This is a genomic window from Pseudomonas fluorescens (assembly GCF_001307155.1).
GTDB classification, from domain to species: Bacteria; Pseudomonadota; Gammaproteobacteria; order Pseudomonadales; family Pseudomonadaceae; genus Aquipseudomonas; species Aquipseudomonas helvetica.
This window is the reverse complement of sequence record NZ_CP012830.1, coordinates 6,285,513-6,309,202: the sequence shown is the minus strand read 5'-3', so window position 1 is coordinate 6,309,202 and position 23,690 is coordinate 6,285,513. Positions and strand designations below refer to the sequence as shown.

25 protein-coding genes are annotated in these 23,690 nt (G+C 58.9%); 9 read left to right on the top strand and 16 right to left on the bottom strand.

What is annotated here, in order from left to right:
* Positions 1-13: 13 nt before the first annotated feature.
* Positions 14-1,003 (bottom strand): LysR family transcriptional regulator, encoded by a 990-nt coding sequence (locus tag AO353_RS29025; protein WP_162491274.1) that lies wholly within the window; start codon positions 1,001-1,003, stop codon positions 14-16.
* Positions 1,004-1,108: 105 nt separating this feature from the next.
* Between AO353_RS29025 and AO353_RS29020 the strand changes: the two genes are divergently transcribed.
* Positions 1,109-2,278: a M20 aminoacylase family protein gene (locus tag AO353_RS29020; RefSeq protein ID WP_054598076.1), complete on the top strand. Its 1,170-nt coding sequence runs from the start codon at positions 1,109-1,111 to the stop codon at positions 2,276-2,278.
* An 81-nt stretch (positions 2,279-2,359) separates the two neighbouring features.
* Positions 2,360-3,148, top strand: coding sequence for an ABC transporter substrate-binding protein (locus AO353_RS29015; RefSeq protein ID WP_054598075.1), 789 nt, complete (start codon positions 2,360-2,362; stop codon positions 3,146-3,148).
* 308 nt (positions 3,149-3,456) lie between these two features.
* On the opposite strand, the gene AO353_RS29010 is transcribed toward AO353_RS29015, so the two are convergent.
* Entirely contained in the window at positions 3,457-3,735 is a 279-nt protein-coding gene (locus tag AO353_RS29010) for a DUF3303 domain-containing protein (RefSeq protein ID WP_019689665.1), read from the bottom strand.
* 262 nt (positions 3,736-3,997) lie between these two features.
* Between AO353_RS29010 and AO353_RS29005 the strand changes: the two genes are divergently transcribed.
* Both AO353_RS29005 and AO353_RS29000 read left to right on the top strand, forming a co-directional pair.
* A complete protein-coding gene (locus AO353_RS29005; protein ID WP_054598074.1) occupies positions 3,998-4,339 on the top strand; it encodes a DUF190 domain-containing protein in 342 nt (113 codons plus the stop codon).
* A gap of 139 nt (positions 4,340-4,478) precedes the next feature.
* Positions 4,479-5,390, top strand: coding sequence for a pyridoxal-phosphate dependent enzyme (locus AO353_RS29000; RefSeq protein WP_054598073.1), 912 nt, complete (start codon positions 4,479-4,481; stop codon positions 5,388-5,390).
* A gap of 10 nt (positions 5,391-5,400) precedes the next feature.
* On the opposite strand, the gene AO353_RS28995 is transcribed toward AO353_RS29000, so the two are convergent.
* The gene (locus AO353_RS28995; protein ID WP_054598072.1) at positions 5,401-5,961 is read right to left on the bottom strand and encodes a histidine phosphatase family protein; all 561 of its coding nucleotides are present in this window, start codon (positions 5,959-5,961) and stop codon (positions 5,401-5,403) included.
* A 97-nt stretch (positions 5,962-6,058) separates the two neighbouring features.
* A complete protein-coding gene (gene ppnN, locus AO353_RS28990; protein ID WP_054598071.1) occupies positions 6,059-7,432 on the bottom strand; it encodes a nucleotide 5'-monophosphate nucleosidase PpnN in 1,374 nt (457 codons plus the stop codon).
* 348 nt (positions 7,433-7,780) lie between these two features.
* Here ppnN and AO353_RS28985 point away from each other — a divergent pair, with 348 nt between their 5' ends.
* The 4 genes from AO353_RS28985 to AO353_RS28970 all read left to right on the top strand — a co-directional run bounded on the left by AO353_RS28985 (position 7,781) and on the right by AO353_RS28970 (position 10,192).
* Positions 7,781-8,215: a DUF1801 domain-containing protein gene (locus AO353_RS28985; RefSeq protein WP_054598070.1), complete on the top strand. Its 435-nt coding sequence runs from the start codon at positions 7,781-7,783 to the stop codon at positions 8,213-8,215.
* Positions 8,216-8,435: 220 nt separating this feature from the next.
* The gene (locus AO353_RS28980) at positions 8,436-9,029 is read left to right on the top strand and encodes a cytochrome b/b6 domain-containing protein (protein ID WP_054598069.1); all 594 of its coding nucleotides are present in this window, start codon (positions 8,436-8,438) and stop codon (positions 9,027-9,029) included.
* A 30-nt stretch (positions 9,030-9,059) separates the two neighbouring features.
* Positions 9,060-9,806, top strand: coding sequence for a molybdopterin-dependent oxidoreductase (locus AO353_RS28975; protein WP_102667227.1), 747 nt, complete (start codon positions 9,060-9,062; stop codon positions 9,804-9,806).
* A gap of 68 nt (positions 9,807-9,874) precedes the next feature.
* Entirely contained in the window at positions 9,875-10,192 is a 318-nt protein-coding gene (locus AO353_RS28970) for a hypothetical protein (protein WP_054598067.1), read from the top strand.
* Between the two features lie 425 nt (positions 10,193-10,617).
* Here the strand turns inward: AO353_RS28970 and AO353_RS28965 are convergent, their stop codons facing one another.
* The 7 genes from AO353_RS28965 to kdpF all read right to left on the bottom strand — a co-directional run bounded on the left by AO353_RS28965 (position 10,618) and on the right by kdpF (position 19,118).
* The gene (locus tag AO353_RS28965; protein ID WP_054598066.1) at positions 10,618-10,947 is read right to left on the bottom strand and encodes a hypothetical protein; all 330 of its coding nucleotides are present in this window, start codon (positions 10,945-10,947) and stop codon (positions 10,618-10,620) included.
* Positions 10,948-11,174: 227 nt separating this feature from the next.
* Positions 11,175-11,864: a two-component system response regulator KdpE gene (kdpE, locus tag AO353_RS28960; RefSeq protein ID WP_054598065.1), complete on the bottom strand. Its 690-nt coding sequence runs from the start codon at positions 11,862-11,864 to the stop codon at positions 11,175-11,177.
* Positions 11,861-14,560, bottom strand: coding sequence for a two-component system sensor histidine kinase KdpD (kdpD, locus tag AO353_RS28955; RefSeq protein WP_054598064.1), 2,700 nt, complete (start codon positions 14,558-14,560; stop codon positions 11,861-11,863). The genes kdpE and kdpD overlap by 4 nt, the downstream gene beginning before the upstream one ends.
* 22 nt (positions 14,561-14,582) lie before the next feature.
* A complete protein-coding gene (gene kdpC, locus AO353_RS28950; RefSeq protein ID WP_054598063.1) occupies positions 14,583-15,155 on the bottom strand; it encodes a potassium-transporting ATPase subunit KdpC in 573 nt (190 codons plus the stop codon).
* 12 nt (positions 15,156-15,167) lie between these two features.
* Positions 15,168-17,246 (bottom strand): potassium-transporting ATPase subunit KdpB, encoded by a 2,079-nt coding sequence (gene kdpB, locus AO353_RS28945; RefSeq protein WP_054598062.1) that lies wholly within the window; start codon positions 17,244-17,246, stop codon positions 15,168-15,170.
* Positions 17,247-17,256: 10 nt separating this feature from the next.
* Positions 17,257-19,029 carry a potassium-transporting ATPase subunit KdpA gene (gene kdpA / locus AO353_RS28940; RefSeq protein ID WP_054598061.1) on the bottom strand — a complete coding sequence of 591 codons (1,773 nt, stop codon included), beginning with the start codon at positions 19,027-19,029 and terminating at the stop codon, positions 17,257-17,259.
* A complete protein-coding gene (gene kdpF, locus AO353_RS28935) occupies positions 19,026-19,118 on the bottom strand; it encodes a K(+)-transporting ATPase subunit F (RefSeq protein WP_019689681.1) in 93 nt (30 codons plus the stop codon). The genes kdpA and kdpF overlap by 4 nt, the downstream gene beginning before the upstream one ends.
* A gap of 369 nt (positions 19,119-19,487) precedes the next feature.
* On the opposite strand from kdpF, the gene AO353_RS28930 reads away from it, so the two are divergent.
* Complete coding sequence (locus tag AO353_RS28930; RefSeq protein ID WP_024264653.1) at positions 19,488-19,760, top strand: hypothetical protein; 273 nt, start codon at positions 19,488-19,490, stop codon at positions 19,758-19,760.
* A gap of 255 nt (positions 19,761-20,015) precedes the next feature.
* Here the strand turns inward: AO353_RS28930 and AO353_RS28925 are convergent, their stop codons facing one another.
* The 5 genes from AO353_RS28925 to AO353_RS30325 all read right to left on the bottom strand — a co-directional run bounded on the left by AO353_RS28925 (position 20,016) and on the right by AO353_RS30325 (position 23,588).
* Entirely contained in the window at positions 20,016-20,429 is a 414-nt protein-coding gene (locus AO353_RS28925) for a hypothetical protein (RefSeq protein ID WP_054598060.1), read from the bottom strand.
* Between the two features lie 99 nt (positions 20,430-20,528).
* The gene (locus AO353_RS28920) at positions 20,529-21,110 is read right to left on the bottom strand and encodes a hypothetical protein (RefSeq protein ID WP_237142950.1); all 582 of its coding nucleotides are present in this window, start codon (positions 21,108-21,110) and stop codon (positions 20,529-20,531) included.
* Positions 21,073-21,834 carry a hypothetical protein gene (locus AO353_RS31840; protein WP_237142949.1) on the bottom strand — a complete coding sequence of 254 codons (762 nt, stop codon included), beginning with the start codon at positions 21,832-21,834 and terminating at the stop codon, positions 21,073-21,075. The genes AO353_RS28920 and AO353_RS31840 overlap by 38 nt, the downstream gene beginning before the upstream one ends.
* Positions 21,835-21,905: 71 nt before the next feature.
* On the bottom strand, positions 21,906-22,373 hold the full coding sequence (locus tag AO353_RS31835) for a hypothetical protein (protein WP_237142948.1): 468 nt from the start codon (positions 22,371-22,373) through the stop codon (positions 21,906-21,908).
* A 54-nt stretch (positions 22,374-22,427) separates the two neighbouring features.
* On the bottom strand, positions 22,428-23,588 hold the full coding sequence (locus AO353_RS30325) for an IS30 family transposase (RefSeq protein ID WP_081013848.1): 1,161 nt from the start codon (positions 23,586-23,588) through the stop codon (positions 22,428-22,430).
* Positions 23,589-23,690: the final 102 nt, after the last annotated feature.

The window sequence follows — 23,690 nt, the reverse complement described above, 5'->3', positions numbered from 1 at the left end:
GCGTTGCGTTACCTCATACCAACAACTGCAGCGTTTCAAACAGCTGCCGGTCTTCCTTCTTCGCCGAACGCGCATGGCGTCGAATCACCTGTAGCAGGCAATCGGTAAAACACAGCGCCGGATTGCTCAGCGAGCCGTTGCGGCGAGTGACGATGCTCAGCTGTCTAGGTTCGAACTGCTCGATCAGGTTCACGGACACCAACCGGCCGAGGAAAGGCGAGGCGGTGCTGAGGACGGTCGGGCCCCAGGTACACATGTCGGCCCGTTCCAGCATCATTTGCAGGATTGCCAGTGAATGGGCGCGCACGATGCGTTGCTCATCGATCTGCGCGTTGTGCCTCCAGAACAGCTCCTGCATCAGCGCATCGTGACCGTCTGGCGCGTAGTTCAGGGTCCAGTCCTGGTCCAGCAGCTCGTGAATCGACCGGGCGTTCTGTCGCGGATGACCCTGGCGAACCAGCACCGAGGTCTGGTATTCGAGCAGAGTTTCGCAGGCAAATTCCGCGGTCGCTTGCGCCGGATTAAGCTGGCCGATGGCGAAATCCATGCTGCCGTCACGCAGCAGCGGCTGGGCCACCGCCATCAGGCTTTCGAACAATTCCAGATGAATCTCCGGCATGCGTGCCCGAAAAGCCAGGACCACTTCGGGCAGGAAGGTTAACGCGACCCAGGGCGTGACCCCGACGCAGAGCCGCCCCTGGGCCTTGCCGCGCAGGTGATCGAGTTCGGTCTGCGCATGCTCCAGTTGCTTGAGCACCAGCCGGGCGTGCATCAGCAGCACCTTGCCGAACTCGGTGAAATTCAGGCCGCTGGGGGTTCTGACGAACAGCGGCAACTGTTGTTCGGTTTCCAGCTCGCGCAGGGCTTTGGTCACCGCGGCCTGGGAGATGTCCAGCGAACGCGCGGCGGCGCGGATGCTGCCGGTCTCGGCGCTGGCAATCAGGGCTTGTAATTGATGCAGTTTCATCTGCTCACCGTGGTGACAACTGTTGGTTGTCATCATAACCAAACTGCGCCTCCCCAGCCTACGGCCCATTCCCTAAGATCGACCCGACAGCGCCCAGGTTGAATCGCCGGCAGCTGAATATTCTTATCGAGGAGCACACCCATGAATGCTGGCCACGTCCTGCCAGGAATCGCTGCGCTGCAGGATGAAATGATCACCCTGCGTCAGCGTATTCACGCCCACCCCGAGCTTGGCTTTGAAGAGTTCAGCACCAGTGAGCTGGTGGCGCAGTGTTTGACGCAGTGGGGATATGACGTCAGCACCGGCGTGGGTAAGACCGGTGTGGTCGGGACATTGAAAAATGGCGAGGGCCGCTCCCTCGGGCTGCGCGCAGACATGGATGCGCTGCCGATTCAGGAAGCCACCGGGTTGCCTTATGCCAGCCGGATCGACGGCGTGATGCATGCCTGCGGCCACGACGGTCATACGGCAACCTTGCTCGCGGCGGCCAAATACCTGGCGCAAACGCGGGAATTCAACGGCACGCTGAATCTGGTGTTCCAGCCGGCCGAAGAAGGGCTGGGCGGTGCGAAGAAAATGCTCGAGGATGGGCTGTTCGAACGCTTCCCGTGTGATGCGATTTTTGCCATGCACAACATACCGGGCTATCCCGCCGGGCAGTTGGGGTTTTACAGCGGGCCGTTCATGGCCTCTGCCGATACCGTCACGATCAAAGTCATCGGCACCGGTGGCCATGGCGCGGTGCCGCATAAGTCCGTCGACCCGGTGGTGGTCTGCGCATCGATTGTGATCGCCCTGCAAAGCATCGTCTCGCGCAACGTCAATCCGCAGGAAACGGCGATCATCACGGTCGGTTCGATTCATGCCGGGAACGTTTCAAATGTGATTCCTGCGTCCGCCGAAATGATCCTGAGCGTACGCGCCTTGACACCTGAGGTCCGCCAGTTGCTCGAACGCAGGATTACCGATCTGGTCAACGGCCAGGCGGCGAGTTTCGGCGCGCAGGCCGAGATCGATTATTACCGTTGCCACCCGGTGTTGATCAACGATCCGGAGCAAACCGCGTTCGCCCGTCAGGTCGCACGGGAGTGGCTGGGCGAAGGGCAACTGATCGAAGACCTGCGGCCCTTCACCGCCAGCGAGGATTTCGCGTTCATCCTGGAACAATGCCCCGGCAGCTATCTGGTGATCGGCAATGGCCAGGGCGAGGGCAGCTGTTTGCTGCACAATCCCGGTTACGACTTCAATGATGCCTGCCTGCCAATCGGCGCGAGCTATTGGGTAAAGTTGGCCGAGGGTTTTCTGCGTTGAGGCGCACGGTTTTTTAACATCACGGTTATACAAAAAACGGTCGGTAATCCGACTCGGCGAACCCCCTGGAGGACAATAACAATGAATAAGATGATCGCGGCGGTTTCACTGGTTTTCTTGACGGCATCCGGTCTGGCTGGTGCGGCCGATTGGTCCGGCAAAGTGTTGAGGCTGGGTATTGACCCGACGTACCCACCGCTGGAATACAAAAACCAGGATGGCACGCTGACCGGTTTTGGCGTCGACATCGCCGACGCGCTGTGTGCAGAGTTGCACGCCAAATGCGTCTGGGTTGAAAGCAGCTGGGACGGGATGATTCCGGGGCTGCTGGCGCGCAAGTTCGACGCTATCGCGTCATCGATGACCGTCACTCCCAAGCGTCAGGAGCAGATTGCGTTTAGCGACAAGGTATCGAATGCGCCGGCACGCTTGGTGATCAAGCGCGGATCGGACCTGCAGCCGACCGTCGAGTCGCTCAAAGGCAAACGCATCGGCGTGGAGCAGGGCTCGACCCAGGAGGCTTTTGCGAAAGCCGTTTGGGGCAAGCAGGGGGTAGAGATCCTTTCCTATCAGAATCAGGACCAGGTCTACGCTGACCTCGTGGTCGGGCGCCTCGATGCGTCGTTGCAGGGCTCGATTCAGGCCAGTTACGGGTTTCTGAATAAACCGGTGGGCAAGGATTACGAATTTGCCGGCGGCACTCTGGACAACCCGGAGTTCTTCGGCGTCGGTGACGGCATCGGCGTGCGCAAGAGTGACGTTGAACTGCGCGAAGACCTGAACAAGGCCCTGGCGACCATCCTCGCCAACGGCACGTACGCGAAGATCAACAAAAAGTACTTCGACTTCGACATCTACGGCGCGAAGTAAACCCCGCTCGATACGTTGAATAGAACAGTCGCCTGGACTAACGCCGGCCATTTAAGAAAAAGGTGCGCCGAACGCAATACCTGTGGCGAGGGGGCTTGCCCCCGTTGGGTCGCGAAGCGGCCCTGAAATCGATGATCGTACTGTGTCAATGAGAACGCATCTGCCGGTTTTACGACGGCTTCGCCGCCGAGCGGGGGCAAGCCCCCTCGCCACAAGTTGTCGGTTTGTTCCGGGGCAGACCAACAGCTTATTGATCGTTCCCATGCGTGGGAACGATCAATGATGTGCGTCTTTGCAGGCGCCGACGGTTACTTGCCAAGCGCCGCTGCCAGCAACGGCGCGGCCTGTTCATCTGTCAACGCAGGATGAATCTCCATGGCCAGCAGGTCGCTCCATTCGAGCACCCATTTCTGTATCAGTGTGACATCACTGGCTTCTGCCACACCAAAACCGGTCATGCGTCCTACGGCATGCCAGCGTCCCAGCATGGTGACGCCTGCGGGTGGGGCTCCGCCTGTTTTGAGAAAACGTTCGATCGCGCTATTACGACGTTCCGGAGTGATTGACCAACTGACGATGTAGAGCATCTGCCACCTCCTGTCAGGGGCTGGCACCGGTTTTTCTCTGCGCGCACAAGGTAGGTGCCGCGACCCTGGCCACGCATGTGTTTTCAGCGCCTCCCTCGGCTGACTTGATCGACAGCTCCCATGAGAAGGCATAGCAGCCTGCTGAATGTGGCGTATGACCGCTGATCTTCTTTACCGCCTCTGCAACAAATCCCGGGCACTTCAATATTCGGCAAGGCAGGTTTATGTTGAGTCATTGAGGCCATTGAAGAGGAGATCCGTCATGCAAGGTTTTCTGGTGATTTTCTTTACTCAGCAGAACCGCCGTCATCACGGAAAAATGCTCGGTGACTGGCTCATTGATCTGGCGAAAGAAATGGGCCTGCACGGGGCCACTCTGGCAACCGGTATCGAAGGCTTCGGGCATTCCGGGAAACTGCATTCCGCACATTTTTTCGAGATGGGCGATCAGCCCGCCGAGATCCGCCTGGCGATTACCGAGGAGGAGTGCACTCGCCTGTTCGAGCGGCTCGAGGCCGAAGACATTGCCTTGTTTTACATCAAGGCACCGGTTGAATTTGGAATCGTGGGCAAAAGGGCCGAGCCGTCTGGCCACCAGATTTGATAGTGTTGGCCGAGCCAGGAAGGTGCCGACGTCTAAACTCAGCGGTATAGACCGGTCCTGGAGGCATTCGTCGAATGTGCCTTTGCCAGCACCGGTACCCGCTTTCTATTTATCCGTTTTTTTGATCAGGATGCCCACGATGCTGCATATCAGAACACCGTTGATACTCCATCCGGGGCTCTCGACGCCCAGCCGGCGCATCTGGCTCAAGCTGGAAAACCTGCAACCCAGCGGTTCATTCAAGCTGCGCGGCATGGGCTTGCTCTGTACCCGCGCGGCCGAGCAGGGCATGAAGAAAGTGGTCTGCCCGTCCGGCGGCAATGCAGGCTATGCGACGGCAGTGGCCGCCGCGGCGTTGGGGCTGGAAGCGAGCATCATCGTGCCGCACACCACCCCGGAAAGCACCCGGGCGCGAATCGCCAAAACCGGAGCGCAAGTGATCGTGCACGGTCAGGTGTGGGACGAGGCCAACCAGTTGGCGCTGGAACTCGCCAATGCGCCCGATACCGAATACGTGCCGGCGTTCGACCACCCGACGCTGTGGGAAGGGCACAGCACGATGATCGATGAAATTCTGCAGGACTGCCCTCAGGTCGACACGATAGTGGCGTCGGTGGGCGGCGGTGGTTTGCTGGCCGGGATCCTCACCGGACTGGAACGCCACGCCCGGCTGGATTGCCGGATCATTGCCTGTGAAACCGAAGGCGCAGCGTCATTCGACGCCGCGGTCAAGGCCGGGCATCCGGTCAAACTCTCTGAAATCAGCAGCATTGCCAGCTCACTCGGGGCGCTGCAAGTTGCGCAATGGCCGGTTGAGCACATCCAGCACTTCCCGCACACCTGTGTCGTGCTGACGGATGCCGAGGCGATCATGGGCGTCGTCCGTTATGCCGATGACCTGCGTCAACTGGTGGAGCCAGCGTGCGGTGTCTCGCTGGCTGTCGCGTATCTGGATCACCCGGCGATTGCCGAAGCCCATGATGTGGTAATCATCGTGTGTGGTGGGATCAGTATCAGTGCGCAGAAGGTTGCCGGCTGGCAGAACCTTTGACGTCACGGGTTCAGGCTGGCGTCAGGCGCAGTCGCCAACGGCCGTTGTAGCGTAGTTCGACGGCGGCCAGCGGTTCGACGTCAATCGCATTGAATAGCGCGGGCGGGCATTGCATCACGTGCATCAGTGCGGCACGAATCACGAACGGGTGAGTGACCGCAAGGAGGTGCCCGGGTTGGTTGACCAGGGTCTCCAGCCAGGCAGCGGTCCGCTCGCAGAGTTGGGCCACTGATTCACCGCCATGTGCAGCACTGGTGCTGTCGCTCAACCAGGCATGCAGCAGTTCGGGTTCGTCTCGTTGCAGGTCATTGATCCGCAGCCCCTTCCAGCGACCCAAATCACAATCGCGCAGCGCCGGTACAATTTCCATGTCCGCGCCAAACAGCGCGGCGGTCTCTCGGGTCCGGGCTTCCGGTGCGCTGAGCAGGCGTGGCGCTCGTTTGAAACGCTTGGCCAATGAGCCTTTTGCGTTCTGCCAGTCCATGTCCACTGATTCATCCTCGGCAAAGCGCGCCAGTTTCTGGGCCGCTGTCCGGGCGTGACAGATCAGGGTCAAACGGGTGCTCTGCACTGGAAATCACTCAGGCTGTGTTGGAGGGACGCGTACCGCGAAAAGGGAAGAAAGACCCGGAACCGCACGGTTCCGAGCCTGTCGACGCGAGGGGTTTTTAGCTGATGACCTGATAGCAGGGCACATACTCTGCGCCACCGGGCAGTTTCATCCGGTGTTGCGCGACAAAGGCTTTCAGCAGTTTGTCCAGCGGTTGCATGACCGCTGCGTCGCCGTGGATCTTGTAAGGGCCGTATTTCTCAATCAGACGGATGCCCTTGTCCTTGACGTTACCGGCAACGATGCCGGAAAACGCCCGGCGCAGATTCGCCGCCAGTTCGTGCGGTGGCAGGTCGTGGCGCAGTTGCAGGCTGGCCATGTTTTCGTGGGTTGGATCGAACGGGCGCTGGAAGCCTTCGTCGATCTTCAGCAGCCAGTTGAAATGGAACGCATCGTTGCGCTCGCGACGGAACTGCTTGACGTCCTTGAGCCCTTTAGTCATTTGCCGGGCCACCTGGGCCGGGTCGTCGATGATGATCTCGTAGTGACTTTGCGCGTCTTTGCCCAGTGTCGCGCCGACGAACGCGTGCAGTTGCTGCAAGTACGGCTCCGCGCTCTTCGGCCCGGTCAGGATCACCGGGAAGGGCAGGTCGCGGTTGTCCGGGTGCATCAGGATCCCGAGCAGATAAAGGAACTCTTCGGCAGTACCGGCGCCGCCCGGGAAAATGATGATGCCATGGCCGACGCGGACGAAAGCTTCCAGGCGCTTCTCGATGTCCGGCAGGATTACCAGTTCATTGACGATCGGGTTCGGCGCTTCAGCCGCAATAATCCCGGGCTCCGTCAGCCCCAGGTAGCGGCCGTGAGTGATCCGTTGCTTGGCGTGGGAAATGGTCGCGCCCTTCATCGGGCCTTTCATCACCCCAGGCCCGCAGCCGGTGCACACATCCAGACTGCGCAGGCCCAGTTCGTGGCCGACTTTCTTGGTGTATTGATATTCCTCGCTGCTGATCGAGTGACCGCCCCAGCACACAACGATCTTCGGCTCCACGCCGGCACGCAGGGTGCGGGCGTTGCGCAGCAGGTGGAAGACGTAGTCGCTGATGCCTTGGGACGAGCTCAGGTCGATGCGCTGGCTGTCCAGCTCGTTCTCGGTATAGACGATGTCGCGCAGGGCGCTGAACAGCATCTCGCGGGTGCTGGCGATCATTTCGCCATCGACGAAGGCGTCTGCGGGTGCGTTGAGCAGTTCCAGGCGGACACCGCGATCTTGCTGATGAATGCGAATCTCGAAGTCCCGATAGGCTTCCAGAATGGTCTTGGCATTGTCGACATGGGCGCCGGTATTGAGGATGGCCAGGGCGCACTGGCGGAAGAGAGAGTAGATGCTGCCAGATCCTGCGGCGCTCAGTTGCTGAACTTCGCGTTGGGACAGCGTCTCCAGGCTGCCTTTTGGGCTCACCGAAGCATTGATAACTTGTCTTGCGGTCATTCGATATTCCCTGAGAACGATGTTATCGAGCCCGACAGGCTCAGTAGCATCAGGATAGTCAGTGCCAGAGCAATCGTGCTGCTTTCATCTTCTCCGGCGACTGGGCATGAATGCAAACATCATGGCCGATGCGCGCCGGATGGTCCGTTTGATGATGAACCGGACAGCCATGAAACAGGATTCCTGGCGGGCGGGCAATTGGGTTTTTTCCTGCGCGTGTCTGGACTTGGCGTAGAGCGGGGGATTTTGGCGAGGGTCGGTGTGAGGAGCCGGCTCGCCGTCTTAAGACTTTGCGCAATACTCAGTGGCACGTGAGCGGCAATCACCACGAAGAGGACGACAACCATCATGAAGAAGGAAACGCTCGGCGCAATTGAAGGAGAGCAGGAGGGCTCTGCCTCTCAGCTGATAGAGGCGAGGATCAAGGAACTGGGGGATTGGCGCGGCGAAACGCTCGCCCGGGTCCGGGCGCTGATCAAGCAGACTGTTCCTGACGTGGTCGAGGAATGGAAGTGGAGAGGGGTTCCGGTATGGTCGTGCGGTGGAATCATCTGCACTGGTGAGACGTACAAGCAGGTCGTGAAGATGACCTTCGCCAAGGGCGCTTCGCTGGAGGACCCTTCAGGCCTCTTCAACTCCAGCCTCGAAGGCAACACCCGGCGTGCCATTGATATCCACGAAGGCGACAGGCTTGATGAAAAAGCGTTGACGGCGCTCATCCGCGCTGCCGTGGCGCTGAACACATCGGTGCGGGCGGGCGCTCGCGCCAAATCGGCTGGATGAGCGGTCCTCCGGGATCAGGCTGTGCTCATCTGCACAAAGTGCCAGGGCGAATAATGTAAAACGGTTTCTAAAAGTCGCTGCTAGTCTTGGTAGATATGTCGCCAGATCGGCGCTGTTTGCGACTCCATTTGAGTTGCCGGTTAACCATGGGGGATTGAGCCAACACACGTCGTGGAGGTCGGGGGGATTTTACCGGCGCGTTGCCGGCAGGGCAGGCATCATGAGTAGTTCGCAAACTATTCACCCGATCTGGCTACGGCTGACCCACTGGATCAACGTCATCGCCGTGGTCATCCTGGTGATGAGCGGCTGGCGCATCTATAACGCCTCGCCGATTTTTTCCTTTCAGATTCCCGCCGGGATCACCTTGGGCGGTTGGTTGGCCGGTGCACTGCTGTGGCACTTTGCGGCGATGTGGGTACTGTTCATCAACGGTATTGTCTACCTGCTGCTGAATATCTTTTCCGGGCGCATCGTCCACAAGTTCTTCCCCATACCCCCCCGCGAAGTCCTGCATGATTTCCTCGCCGCGCTCAAAGGCAAGCTCGCCCATGCGGACTTGCGGCACTACAACACCCTGCAAAAGCTCGCCTACCTGTTTGCCGTGCTCGATCTTATTGTGCTGGTGCTGTCGGGCCTGGTGATCTGGAAGTCAGTGCAGTTTCCATTACTGAGGGAGCTGATGGGCGGCTACGACTCGGCGCGCATCGTGCATTTTGTCTGCATGGCGTTGCTGGTCGCTTTTACCGTGGTGCATCTGGTGATGGTGGCGCTTGTGCCACGCACCCTGATTGCCATGCTGCGGGGGCGCTAACTCATGAACAGAACGACTGGTAAAGACCGGATGGATAACCCCGCCATCATCAAGTCGGTGGCGCAGGAACTTGAATTGCCCGCACGCAGGCAATTTCTTCGGCATGCCTGGACGCTGGGTGGGATTGCCTTGCTGACAGGCTGTCGCCTGGACGACAGCAACTCAGTGGAGTCCATGCTGAAAAGGGTCTCGCGCTTCAATGACAAGGTTCAGGCAGCGCTGTTCGATCCGGCCCGATTGGCACCGACCTACCCCGAGTCGATGATGACGCGTCCGTTCCCGTTCAATGCCTATTACGACCGCAACGGCATTCCGGACATCGAGGAAGATGAGTTCTCACTCACGGTGGGTGGTCTGGTCCAGGACAAACACAGCTGGACCCTCGCCGAGTTGAACCAGTTGCCGCGCACCACTCAGGTCACACGGCTGATTTGCGTGGAGGGCTGGAGCGCCATCGGCAAATGGGGTGGCGTGACCTTTTCGACTTTTCTGCAACGTGTGGGCGCCGACACCCGTGCCAAATATGTCGGGCTCAAATGCGCGGATGACTATTACACCAGCATCGACATGCCGACGGCCCTGCATGCGCAAACGCTACTGACCCTGAGCTATGACGATCAGGTATTGCCGCCGGAATACGGTTACCCGCTGCGGCTGCGTATGCCGACAAAGCTGGGCTTCAAGAACCCGAAACATGTGGTGGAGATTTTCGTGACCAACGATTACCCCGGTGGATATTGGGAAGATCAGGGTTACAACTGGTTCAGTGGCAGCTGAGCAATCGGCTGTTCTGAAACGCGGCGCATTGCCGCTGTCCTTAACGCGAACTGCACAGGAGTAGTGACATGAAGAAGCTGATTGCTGCGGCGATTGCTGCCGTAGTCCTGGTGGTGGCGGCCCCGTTGTTTGCGGCTGAAGCGAATACGAACGACATGTCCAAGGATCAGATGGACAAGGGCATGATGAAAAAGGACGAAATGAAAAGCGATGCCACGAAGACCACCAAGCACCATTACAAGACCAAGGGCGAGAAGACCAAGAGTGCCGCCATGGGTAAAAGTGATGCCATGAAAAAAGACAGCATGGAAAAAGGTGGCGCGATGAAGAGCGAGGGCATGGAGAAAAAGGACGAAATGGGCACTGACACGATGAAAAAATATTAAGGCGCCCGGTCGCGCCGCCGTGGCGCACAACACGTCGGTGCGGGCGGGCGGACGCTCGCACCCGGCGGTGTGCCGATGACGTGTCGCGTCGCCATTGCCGTTGAGTACAGGGAGGCCGTCCTGTTGAACTGATCCGTATTTTCCTGCGTTATCTGCTTCTGTAATGAATCCAGCCCGAGCCTCACAATGACGCTGCAACCACAGACGTATAATTTTGGAGGCCAAATGCTGAAGATGGCGATTTTCCTGGGTGGATTTCTGGCATTGACCATCGTGATCGGTGCGCTTGCGACCATCTCTCCGATGTAACCAAAAGACGATAGCGCCGCGCTTTTCCGGCCCCTCCCGACCTTGCATACGTGGCGCTTTTCGAACGTTGCCGGCACAGCCTTTGTTGCGACCTCTAGTGCCCGATTACGGGCCGGTCAGGTAACGGTGGGGATGTAGTCGATGTACGCCAATCGCTCGCCATTTTGGTAAATGTCAACGGCGGTGTAATGGGGTGCGCTGGGGGGCATGACCCGGTCGTATCTGGCCTGTGCAGTGGACAGCATTTGTGCCCAGTTTCCAGGCCGTTGGATCAAGTGCAGATCCAGCATGAGGATCGACGGATTAAAGCCTTGCGGGGCTCGCATGGTCAGATAGGCCTCGATCCCCGGATTGGCAACTTCAACATCGCCCACCACGTGGAAGTCATCCGGTTTCGGCGGCATCGCGTTCAGCCATGCATGCCAGTCTTTGCTGCTAGTACTCATTTTTCTATCCCTTGAGAAATGAAACCCGAAGCTTGAACTACTGCTGTTCCGTATGGCGCTTCGTATGCCATCGAATGAGATACCCGGTGTCCAATCGACCGTAAAAGGTCTCCTGTCTAAAGGTGTAGACGAGGAAAGGGCGCTGCCGCTTCAGCCTGGACGAACGGTAGCCACGGGCGCTCAGGGCATGAAGCCCGGGTTTGAATTCAACGCGTGCCGCTCAGGATTCAAGGAATGAAGCGGTAACCGACACCGGTTTCGGTCACGAGATGGCGCGGCTGCGACGGGTCTGCTTCGATCTTCTTGCGCAGGCCGCCCATGAACACCCGAAGGTACGGCGTATCGTTGGTGTGCGAAGGGCCCCATACCGCTTTGAGCAGTTGCAGGTGCGTCAGGACCCGGTCCGGGTGCGAGCACAGATGAACCAGCAAACGGTATTCCAGCGGCGTCAGGTGCAAAGGCACACCGGCGCGCTCCACGACGCGTCGATCCAGATCAATTTGAATGTCGGAGAAGGCCAGGACCGAGCGGTTCTCGGTATCTTTCACGCGCCTGCGTAACAGGGCGCGGACGCGGGCGAGCAGTTCTCCAGTGCCAAAGGGTTTGACCAGGTAGTCGTCGGCTCCGGTGTCGAGGGCGAGGATCTTGTCGGATTCGGCGCCACGGGCCGACAAGACAATGATTGGCACCTCTGACCAGGTGCGCAGATCCCGGATGAGGTCAACGCCATCACCGTCAGGCAGGCCGAGATCCAGCACGATCAGGTCCGGCCGACGCGTTCCCGCGTCGATCAGGCCGCGCTGAAAGGTCTCGGCTTCATGCACTTCCAGGCCATCGGCTTGCAGGGCCATCCGCACAAATCGGCGAATGTCCTTTTCGTCTTCAATCAGCAGGACTCGCAGCACCGGTTCGCTCATGATGGGTCCTCGTCAGTTTGCTGCGAAAGCGCTTCGATGTTCGGCGGCTCTTCTCGGGGCAGACGCAAGGTGAAGCGCGCACCGCCTTCCGGGCGGGTAACGCCGAGCATGGTTCCGCCATGCGCCTGGGCAATTGCTCGGCAGATGGCCAGGCCGAGGCCGACGCCGGGAATCGAACTTTCCTTTTTGCCGCGCATGAATTTGTTGAAGATCGCCTCTTCGTGTCCACGGGGCAAGCCCGGTCCCTCATCGGCGACCCACAACTCAATGTTCTCGGGCGTGGCGCTGGCGCCCAGGCTGATCGGCGTGCCGGCTGGGGTGTACTTGATGGCGTTTTCGATCAGGTTGATGAGGATGCGCTCGATCAGCACCGCATCGATGCGAACCAGTGGCAAGTCCTCCTCGAGTGCGACCTGCACCGAACGTCCTGCCAGAATCGGATGAATAGCTCTCAGGGCGCTACCGACCACGTCTTCGATGGGCTGCCATTGGCGATTCAACACCACGCTGCCGGACTCGAGACGAGCCATGTCCAGCAGGTTATTGACCAGCGTATTCATGCGCAGCGCGGACTCGCCCACCGCCGTGGCGATCTCGGCGGCTTCGCCGGTCAGGGGCGGTTTGGTCAGCTTGAGCGCTTCGGCGAGCCCGACCATGACCGACAGCGGGGTGCGCAAATCGTGGGAGATCGCCGAGAGCAACGAGTTGCGCAACCGCTCGGATTCCATCTGAACGGTGGTGTCCTGGGCGACGTTGATGTAGTGAATCCGTTCGAGTGAGATGGCCAGCAATGATGCACAGGTGTCGAGCAGGCGGCGCTGTTCCGGCACCGCCAGCCGGGTCGTGTCGCGCGGTTGCACGGCTAATACTCCACGCACCCGCATCGGCGCCGACAAGGGCAGGTAGAGCGTGGAACTGGAGGGCAGGGTGTCGGTGCCGTATCCGGCTGGTTCGGTTTTGTCGTACGACCACTGGGCAATCGCAACGTCGACTTGCGGTGCGTCTCCCGTGACCATCGGCGCCTGCAGTTTGTTGTGGTCATCGGCCACCAGCAACGCCGACCGGGCGCCAAACTCGGCCGCCAGGAACTGCGCGCCGATTTCCGCAACCTGTTCGGTCAACAGTGCGGCGGACAACAGGCGCGACATCTCGTACAGCCCGCGCATGCGGTCTTCGCGCCGTTGCGCCACCCGCGCCTGGTAAGTCAGGCTGGCGGTCATTTGCCCGATCACCAGGGCGACCACGAGCATGACGCTGAAGGTCACCAGATACTGGATATCGGCGATGGCAAATGAAAAACGCGGCGCCACAAAGAAAAAGTCGAAGGCGCCGACCGAGACGAAGGCCGCCATGATCGCCGGGCCACGACCAAAGCGCACCGCCACGGCGACGACCGCCAGCAGGAACAGCATGACGATGTTGGCCTGTTCCAGCACCTGGAACAGTGGCATGGCCAGCAGGGTCGTCACCGCACAGATCGCGACGCTCCAGAGATAGGGGCGCCAGGTGATCGGGCTGTCGCTGGCGGTGGAGGTCGTCTCGGCTGGTGGGCGGCGACTCTCCGGCAGCGAGATTTGGATCACGTCAAGATCGGCGCCCAGCACCCCAATCCGATCCGCAAGCACCCGCCGCCAGAGTCGTTTTCGCGGACGTTCATCACGGCCCAGCACGACTTTTGAAAGGTTGTGCTGCCGGGCGTACTTGACCAGCGTTTCGGCAATGTCCTGGCCCGCCAGGGTCGAGATTTGCGCGCCCATGTCCTGAGCCAGTTTCAAGGTTGCCAGCACCCGACGCCGCTTGACCTCGGGCAGGCGCTGCAAGGCCGGGGTTTCGACATACACGGCGTGCCACGGCACATTGAGCTGAGCGGCCAGGCGCGCCGTCGAGCGTACGGTTTTTTCGGCCTGATCATTGGGGCCAACGCAGGCAAGCAACGACTCGCGGGTGCCCCACACCGGTTTCACCGCGCCGCTTTGGCGATACTGCAACATCTCGCTGTCGACCCGGTCGGCGGTTCGGCGCAGCGCCAGTTCGCGCAGGGCGATCAGGTTGCCCTTGCGGAAGAAGTTCTGCACCGCGCGCTCGGCCTGTTGCGCCATATAGACCTTGCCTTCCTTCAAGCGCTGCAACAGATCGTCGGGCGGCAGGTCGACGATGACCACTTCATCGGCGGTGTCGAACACATGGTCGGGCACGGTCTCCCAGACGCGAATCCCGGTGATGCCGCCGACAATGTCGTTCAGGCTTTCGAGGTGCTGAACGTTCATCGTCGACCAGACATCAATACCGGCGCTGAGCAGTTCTTCTACGTCCTGCCAGCGCTTTGGATGTCGGGAGCCTGCGATATTGGAGTGAGCCAGTTCGTCGATCAGAATCAGGCCCGGTTTGCGCGCGAGCGCGGCGTCCAGATCGAACTCGGTCAACGTACGGTTCTTGTCGACCACCTGCTTGCGAGGCAATAGTTCAAGGCCCTCTGTCAGGGCCTGAGTCTCGGCGCGGCCGTGGGTCTCGATCACGCCGACCAGCACATTGATGTTTTGCTGTTTTGCAGTTTGGGCCGCCGCGAGCATCGCGTAGGTCTTGCCGACACCGGCACTGGCGCCGAAAAAAATCTTCAGCCGACCGCGTTTGGCCTGCGCTTCTTCTTCGCGAATCCGGGCCAGTAGCTGGTCCGGATCAGGACGTTCTTCGGCCATCAAGCTCACCGTGTGTTAACGCTCAATGTGCGGCGTCGAGTGCCAGGTTCAGTTCCAGGACGTTGACCCGAGGCTCGCCGAGAAAACCGAACAGCGTGCCTTCGGCGTGTTGGTTGATCAGCTCGCGAACCTTGTCGACGGGCAGGTTGCGCACCCGCGAAACCCGGCCCGCCTGGTACAGCGCCGCGGCAATGCTGATATGCGGATCAAGCCCACTGGCGGAACTGTAGACCAGGTCGGCGGGCACCGTGGCGGTGTTGCCGGGATCGGCAGCGTGCAACGCGTCGATGCGGCCCTTCAGCGCATCCGCCAGCGCCGGGTTCAGCGGACCGAGGTTCGAGCCGCCCGAGGCCCGCGGGTTGTAGGGCATGGGGCTGGTGGCGGAAGGGCGGCTCCAGAAATACTTCGGATCACTGAAGCCCTGACCGATCAACAGCGAGCCCACGGTTTTACCGTCTTTCTCGATCAGGCTACCCGCCGCCTGATGCGGAAAGACCAGCCTGGCAATGCCGGTCGTGACCAGTGGATAGGCCAGGCCGGTGAGCAGTGACAGTGCAATCAGCAGGGTCAACGCCGGACGCAGCAGAGATAACATAGCCATACTCCCTCAAGTCAGACCGACAGCGGACAGCGCCATGTCGATCACTTTGATGCCAATGAATGGAACGATCACCCCACCCAACCCGTAGATCAACAGGTTGCGCCGCAACAGCAGCGCGGCACCGACCGGGCGGTACTTCACGCCTCGAAGCGCCAGGGGAATCAGGAAAATGATAATCAGCGCATTGAAAATCACCGCCGACAGCACCGCCGAATTCGGGCTCGTCAGGCCCATGATGTTCAGTGCGGCGAGCTGCGGGTAAGTGCTGACAAAGGCCGCCGGCACGATCGCGAAGTACTTGGCGATGTCGTTGGCAATCGAGAAGGTGGTTAGCGAACCCCGGGTCATCAGCATCTGTTTGCCGGTTTCCACCACCTCGATCAACTTGGTCGGGTTGCTGTCGAGGTCGACCATGTTGCCGGCTTCCTTGGCCGCCTGAGTCCCGGAGTTCATCGCCACCGCGACATCCGCCTGCGCCAGTGCCGGGGCATCGTTGGTGCCGTCGCCGGTCATGGCCACCAGCCGGCCTTCGGCTTGATAGCTGCGGATCAGTTCGAGTTTTTGTTCGGGTGTGGCTTCGGCCAGGAAGTCATCGACACCGGCCTCAGCGGCGATGGCGGCAGCGGTGATCCGGTTGTCCCCGGTCACCATCACAGTCTTGATCCCCATGCGCCGCAGCTCGGAGAAGCGCTCCTTGATGCCGCCCTTGACGATGTCCTTGAGTTCGATGACGCCCAGCACCCTGGCCCCATCGGCGACCACCAGCGGCGTACTGCCGCGCTGAGCCACTTGTTCGACGATGGTTTGCACCGCTTCCGGAAAGTGTCCGCCCAGGCTTTGGACATGCTTGAGAATCGCCTCGCCGGCGCCCTTGCGCAGTTGCCGCTCATCCATGTTGACGCCGCTCATGCGGGTCTGCGCCGAAAAGTGCACGAAGTGCGCATGCAGCGCGGTGATGTCGCGTTCGCGCAGGTTGAACCGTTGTTTGGCCAGGACCACGATGCTGCGTCCTTCAGGCGTTTCGTCGGCCAGTGACGCCAGCTGTGCGATATCCGCCAGCTCCGCTTCCTTGATGCCCGGCGCCGGCAAGAACGCCGAGGCGTGGCGGTTGCCCAGGGTGATGGTCCCGGTCTTGTCGAGCAGCAACACGTCAACATCACCGGCAGCCTCCACGGCCCGCCCGGAGGTGGCGATCACGTTGGCTTCCATCATGCGGCTCATGCCCGCCACACCGACCGCCGACAGCAGCCCGGCGATGGTCGTCGGGATCAGGCACACCAACAACGAGATGAGCACGGTGATCGACACCGGCGAGCCGGATTTGGCGGCTGCGACCCCAAACAGGGAGTAGGGCAGGAGTGTCACCGTCACGCCGAGGAACACGATGGTCAATGCGACCAGCAGGATCGACAGGGCGATTTCGTTCGGGGTCTTTTGCCGCTTGGCATTTTCGACCATGGCAATCATGCGGTCGACGAAGGTCTCGCCGGGGTTGGCGGTCACGCGGACGACGATCCAGTCCGACAGCACCCGCGTACCGCCGGTCACCGACGAGAAGTCGCCGCCAGACTCGCGAATCACCGGGGCCGATTCGCCGGTAATCGCCGACTCATCCACCGAGGCCGCGCCTTCGATCACCTCGCCGTCGGCGGGGATCACCGAGTTCGCGAGGTCACCGGCTTCAACCACCACCACGTCGCCTTTGCACAAGTCGCTCGACTGAGCCAACTGCCACTCGGCGCCGTAGTGCGGTTCGCGCAGCTTCTTGGCCCAGGTTTGCTTTTTCAGGTCGCGCAGGGAGGCCGCCTGGGCCTTGCTGCGACCTTCAGCCAGCGCTTCGGCAAAGTTGGCGAACAGCAGGGTAAACCACAGCCACAAGGCAATCGCGAGGATGAACCCGCTGCTGGCTTCACCCTTGCTGCTGAGGGCCTGCCCCCAAAGGGCGGTGGTGATGATCGCGCCGATGTAGACGACAAACATCACCGGGTTGCGCCACTGGATTCGTGGGCTGAGTTTGCGCACCGACTCGACCATCGCAGGCCTTATCAGTTTCGGGTCGAACAAGGAGAACGCTTTACGTGTCATGTTCGTGGTCTCACTTGATCATCATGAGGTGTTCGACGACGGGGCCCAGCGCGAGCGCCGGTACGTAGTTCAGCAAGCCGACCAGCAACACCGTGCCAATCAGCAGTACAACGAACAGCATCCCGTGGGTCGGCATCGTGCCGCCGGTGACCGCCAGGCGTTTTTTCGCGGCGAGGCTGCCAGCGACGGCGAGCACCGGTACGATCACGCCGAAGCGGCCTAGCCAAAAGGCGATGGCCAGCATGATGTTGTAGAACGGGGTGTTGGCCGACAGACCGGCGAAGGCGCTACCATTGTTGTTAGCCGCCGAGGTGAAGGCGTAGAGGATCTCCGAGAAGCCATGGGCGCCAGGGTTGGCGATCCCCAGCTTGCCGGCCTCGGCCATCACCGCAATGGCGGTCCCGAACAGCACCAGCAGCGGCGTCACCAGAATCGCAATGGCGACCATTTTCATCTCGAAGGCTTCGATCTTCTTGCCCAGGTATTCAGGTGTACGGCCGATCATCAAACCGGCGATAAACACCGCGAGAATGGCGAATATCAGCATGCCGTACAGACCGGAACCGGTGCCGCCGAACACCACTTCACCGAGTTGCATCAGCACCAGCGGCACCGCGCCACCCAGTGGGGTGAACGAGTCGTGCATTGCGTTGACCGCACCGCATGAAGCCGCCGTGGTCACCGCCGCAAACAGGCTGGAGGCGCTGATGCCGAAGCGCACTTCCTTGCCCTCCATGTTGCCCGCCGCCGTATCAATGCCCAGCGCTGAAAACTGCGGATTGCCGAGTTGTTCGTAATGGGTGACAGCCACCACCGCGATCACGAAGATGATCGTCATCGTCGCCAGCAGCGCCCAGCCCTGGCGTATGTCACCGACGACATGACCGAAGACGAAACACAGCGCGGTCGGGATCAGGAAAATCGCGAGCAACTGGAAGAAGTTGGTGATGGCGGTCGGGTTCTCGTAAGGGTGCGCCGAGTTGGCGTTGAAGAAACCGCCGCCATTGGTGCCGAGCATCTTGATTGCTTCTTGCGAGGCGACCGGCCCCATGGCAATCGTCTGCTTGTCGGTGCTGGCGGCCTTGGTCACCGGGTTGCCCTGGGCATCGAGGGTCGGCTGGCCGGCGTCATTCAGCACCGGATTCTGGTACTGCATGACCTCCAGCGTCGAGACGTCTTTATACGGGTCAAGGTTTTGAATCACACCCTGACTGACAAAGAACAACGCGAGTATCAGCGACAGTGGCAGCAGCACCCACAAGGTGACGCGGGTGAGGTCAGTCCAGGCGTTGCCGATGCTGTCCACGCTGTGGCGTGCGAACCCGCGGATCAGCGCCACCGCCACCACAATGCCGGTGGCGGCGGACAGGAAGTTCTGCACCGTCAGCGCGAGCATCTGCGTCAGGTAACTCATCGTCGACTCGCCGCTGTAGGCTTGCCAGTTGGTGTTGGTCACGAAGCTGAAAGCGGTGTTGAACGAGGAGTCGGGAGTAACGGCCGCAAACCCCTGCGGGTTGAACGGCAGCACGCCTTGCAACCGTTGCAAGGCATAAACCGCCAGCACCCCCAACGCGTTGAACAGAATCAATGCCAGCGCGTACTGGAGCCAACCCATCTGCGTTTCAGGGTTGACGCCGGCCAGACGATACAGCGGCGACTCGATGCGCGAGCCGAAGGCAAATCGGCCCTCCATCACCGTGGTCAGCCAACGCCCCAGTGGCCAGGCCAGAAGCCCCAGCGCCAGGAGAAAGGCTGCGAGTAAAACCCAGGCTTGAATAGTCACAGGAAGTCCTCCGGAAACAGCAGCGCGGCGACGAGGTAAACCAGCAAGCCGGCCGCAATGAGGCCGCCGAAAAGATAGAAACCGGTCATGACCGCCTCCTGTTGAGCGCCGCGCAGCCGTAGGTCAGACCGACCAGAATGATGAGAAACAGTGCACCGAGTAGCAGATAGAAGAAGTCCATGGCGTTTCCTCCGGGAATGAGGAAAGCCTAAATGGACGCTTAACAAGTTGTTGATAGAAAGGAGGGGCGGGGAATAAAGATTTGATAAAGATGCTGGTCGGGTACGACGAGGCGTTTAAAGGTTCGGGATTGCATCGATACGGGTCTTACATAAACCCAGGAATCCGTCACCTTGCCCCCGTGATCGGGTGGGACTTATAGTTCTCCTCGTCGCCCACAGGCGACTAGGTTTGGCGACCTGATCAACAGAGGATCCCATCAATAAGAGATCTTCAAAATGAATAGATACATGCCCCTCACCGGAATCGACCTGATCCCGGCCTCCCTGCTCATCGACACCCAAGCCCCACTCGACGTACTGCAAGCCACGGCTGACTACCGCATCCGCACGGTTACTCAGGTTCTGGAAAATATCGCCTTTCGTGCTGATATCGAGAGCGACACGGTGGTGCTGGCCGACTTCGCCAAACTGCTGGCCATTCCGTTGCGCGATGGGTGCGATTTGATGGATGTGATCGGTAGACGCTTGCGGGAGGAGGCGGGGAAGTGAGTGAAGGCGGGTGCTTTGAAGGTGTGATGCCTGCTCGTTAAGCGTTTGAAAGATTGCGGCCTGCGGTAGCTCTGAATTTACGTACGGACTCGACTGTCCGGAGTGGGAGCCTGCCGTGGGCTGCGATCTTGGCTATTCTGCATGCACCGAAAGTCTGCGGTTTACTACGTCCTTGTACAAAAAGGCGCGCCCATTACCAACGGCAATAAGCGACCCTTAGCTGACGTTCAAAATCAAACTATTTTGGCTTAAAGATTAGTCGCTCAAATGCTGCGCTCCGGCGCGCTTGTACTGTTCGTTCCACCAGACGACAAGTTCAGCATGTTGTTCATGAGTGATCCACGCCACATTCGTTTTGTCTGTTGGATCGCCCCCACAGACTAACGGCTTCACATGCCACTTGATCTTCCCTGTGAACTGCTCGTCAGGCTCTAGCGAAATCTGCTGGGGCAGCGCAAACGGCGCAACACAGGACGCATCGAGCGGCAGTGTTGGCACCGTAAACATTACTCCGCAAGAGTTGATGACGATAAAGTCGTCCCAACTTCTTAGGCCCAGTAGCGTGTAACCCGGCAGGTAATGGTCAAATCGGTAGGCTTTCATCGCAGCGAAGCTTTCATCCTGCGTGAGGACGATGAGGTAATCGTCGTTTTGCCAACCTTCGTTCATAAAATACTGACTCACTTCCAGGATTCGGTTTGCTATCAGTTGCCCATGGCTGCAAGCCGCCTGTTAGTACATATCATATTGCCCATCACCGCGAGGAGTCTATGTGACCGTAATAGCGAGAACCGCCAAATTTCCCACTATACCGAGAACCACCCACGCAAACGCTACCAGCGCCTTGAATACCTTCCGCGAGGGGCTGAAAACAACGCCAAGCAATGCCCCGATGAGGATGCCTGGAAAGCTGAATAAGTAGAAAAGCCACCCCATGGAGTCTGTGACCCAGAGGTCGAAAAGGAACAAGTACAGCCCCATGGCAGTAGCCATTCCCCCCAGCGATTCTCGTGACGCTTTGCACAGCAGCGCTATGCAAAGCACTGCCGCTTGCGGTAACCAGGAGTATGCAAAGTTATCTAGGAAGAAGGGGCCTTTTCCGGTTGTGTAGACGGCAACGGCAAGGCCCAGCCCGACGCCGATGGCTGCCAGCGGAATACGAGTGAACTGTGGAGGATTATTTTCTATCGATCTCATTCCCTGTGACCTTTTTGAAGCGGGTGGTTCGTTGAAAGTCCGCAGCCTTTTTACAGTGAAATCCCGCCAAATCAAGCGACATTCGAAATGCCAGCTTTCGACCCATTTCTGCCGCTCATGCTGTCGTGTCCCAATAGAAGTGGATGTACTCATCTTCATACTCCGCGAACAGCGAAACGATGAACTCCGTTTTCATTGAGTACATCAATAGTGCTCCTACGAAACCTGTGGACTCATGCAGCGGTTGTTTGAGCGGAGCGATCAAATCGATCGCCTGCTCCGCAACCATCTGGTTGAAAACAGCTTCCGAGACCTCCTCAAACTTAGCGTCGGAAACGTATCCCGCGAAATAATTTTCTCCTCCAGGCCGCCAATCGATCCATTCCGCGAAAAGCCAGAAATTTAATCCGTTCTCGCCTTGCCGCTTGCGGACTCGGGTTACCCTGATGCGCTCCTCCGATGAGCGGGTGCGAAAGGCGCTTTGTGGATAAGCGGTGTAGTAGATACCGGGGCAATGATTGTGCGCTGCCCAAAAAGTCAGTTGCTCACTGGAGAGTTGATCAAAGTCGCTTCTATCGAACATGGAAGAACCTAATGTTTGCGTCGTGCCAAAGGTAAGAGCGTCCGATAGTAGCAAAATGCAACGAAGATCTTTTTCGGGGACCGTCTGCTCCTGGCCGATTCTGTTGAAAAAGTCGGTTCGCCCAAACGGCCTGGTCATTGACTGGTTAAAACGCCTTTTTTGCACACTGCTACGTGAAATCTGAGTCCGGAAGCTTCTGCCGAAAGTAAAGATTTCAATCACGGGCACATACTTTTCTGCTGCGGAAGCCATGGTCGACTTTTTCAACAGAATCGGCCGATAGCAGTCGTTCACACGTCTTTTCTTTCAGCCCGAGGCAGGTGTAACGAACGGCGAGATTAATCACAGGTAGATAGCTTACGCAGCTATTCCCAGTCCATTTTGATATTTTCTTGTTTTCGGAACTCGTCCAGCACGCTCTGATAATGGGACCTTTCAAAGGTCAGGTAGGGTATCGCGTCGTACCAGTCAACAGATGGAAGTTCCAGCGTAATCAAATCCTTTAGCAAGCCAAATCGGCTCCACTGGAGTTGATGCTCATCAGCGCACTGCTCAGCGACAATAACGGTGCAGGTCAGGTCTAGGTCATCAGAGCAGACAAGCAAGGGAACCAGGGTCTTCCATCCCGGTGCAGTGGAATAGATCCGATCCCATATCAACCAAGTATCTTCATCGCTGTACAAGCCTGAATGGGCCGCTACGAGATGAAGCTCAGCATCCGGGTTATGCCTAGGCAGCCAAACCTCCAGAGGTACTCCGTCAACGGCAAAAGTCGGATAGAAGCCGATGCTGTACTTCGATTTATGGCTTGCGATTGAAATCAGGTTGCTCATTACATCCCTCGATTCCCCAGAAATCCGTAGAGCCTACTTAAGGGGACGGTGCGCTCAACCGGTCGGCGCAACAAGACGTTGCAACCTATCAGCCGGTGTTTCGAAATCCAAGGTTTTGCGTGGTCGTTGATTCATCTGTAATGCAACGACATTGAGATCGGATTGAGAATACCCACTCAAATCGGTGCCGTTGCGAAAGTACTGGCGCAATAAACCGTTGGTGTTTTCATTCGTACCACGCTGCCAAGGACTGCGCGGATCGCAAAAAAACACGTTGATGTTTGTGTCCAGCGTAAATCGTTTGTGCTGGGCAAGCTCTGTGCCGCGATCCCAAGTTAAGGAGCGCCAGAGCTGTTCTGGAAGTTGTTGGACCTCGCGTATCAGGCCATCCACAACACTCTTGGTATCTTTGCCCTCTACCCGGACAAGAACCAAAAATCGAGTGGTGCGCTCTACCAGCGTGGCAATGTGGCTGTTTTTAGAGCCAGTTATCAGGTCTCCTTCCCAGTGCCCTGGTATGGCCCTGTCAGCCACCTCAGCAGGGCGTTCGGATATCGAAACGGCATCAATGATATGACCTCTGGGTTGCCCCTTGCTCGTAGCAGTTTTTGCGCGGCGCATCATGCGTCTGGAGCGAAGTACGGCAACCAATTCCTTCTTCAAGACACCTCGTGCTTGAATAAACAGGCTTCGATAGAGCGTTTCATGGGAAATCTGCATGGCGGGAGCGTCGGGATATTCGCGTTTGAGCCAACCCGAGATCTGCTCGGGTGACCAGTAGAGCTTCAGCTTACTCGATACCACTTCGCACAGTTCAGGGGACTGATTCAATCGATACGGTTTGGGGCGAAGTCCGCGTGTCCAGGCTTGCGCATCTGCGTCCGTTGCGCGGTAAAGACCTCGTCCTTGGTTTCTCGATACTTCACGACTGACCGTTGAGGGCGAGCGGTTTAATTGGCCTGCGATGTGGCGAATGGAATGACCGATCGCCATTCCCCTGAAGATTTCTTCGCGCTCGCCCAGCGTTAAAGCAAGCCGAGAGCGGTGCCTGATTCGCGGGGAAATTCCCCCATTGCGAGCCAGTAATGTATGGACAGTGCCTGCTGGTTTTTGAATGGCCAGCGCTATTTTGCTGAGGGTTTCGCCCTTGCGCCACAACCGCCAAAGCTCTGATTTTTGTTCAGCAGAAAACCCATGTGTACCACTGCGTGCCATTTCTTACCATGCCCCAATCAACGAGCGGAAAGTGTACGTTGCGTTGACCGGTTGAGCGCGCCACGGCTTTATTTTCTGATATTAAATCCGCCCGCCTTTCTC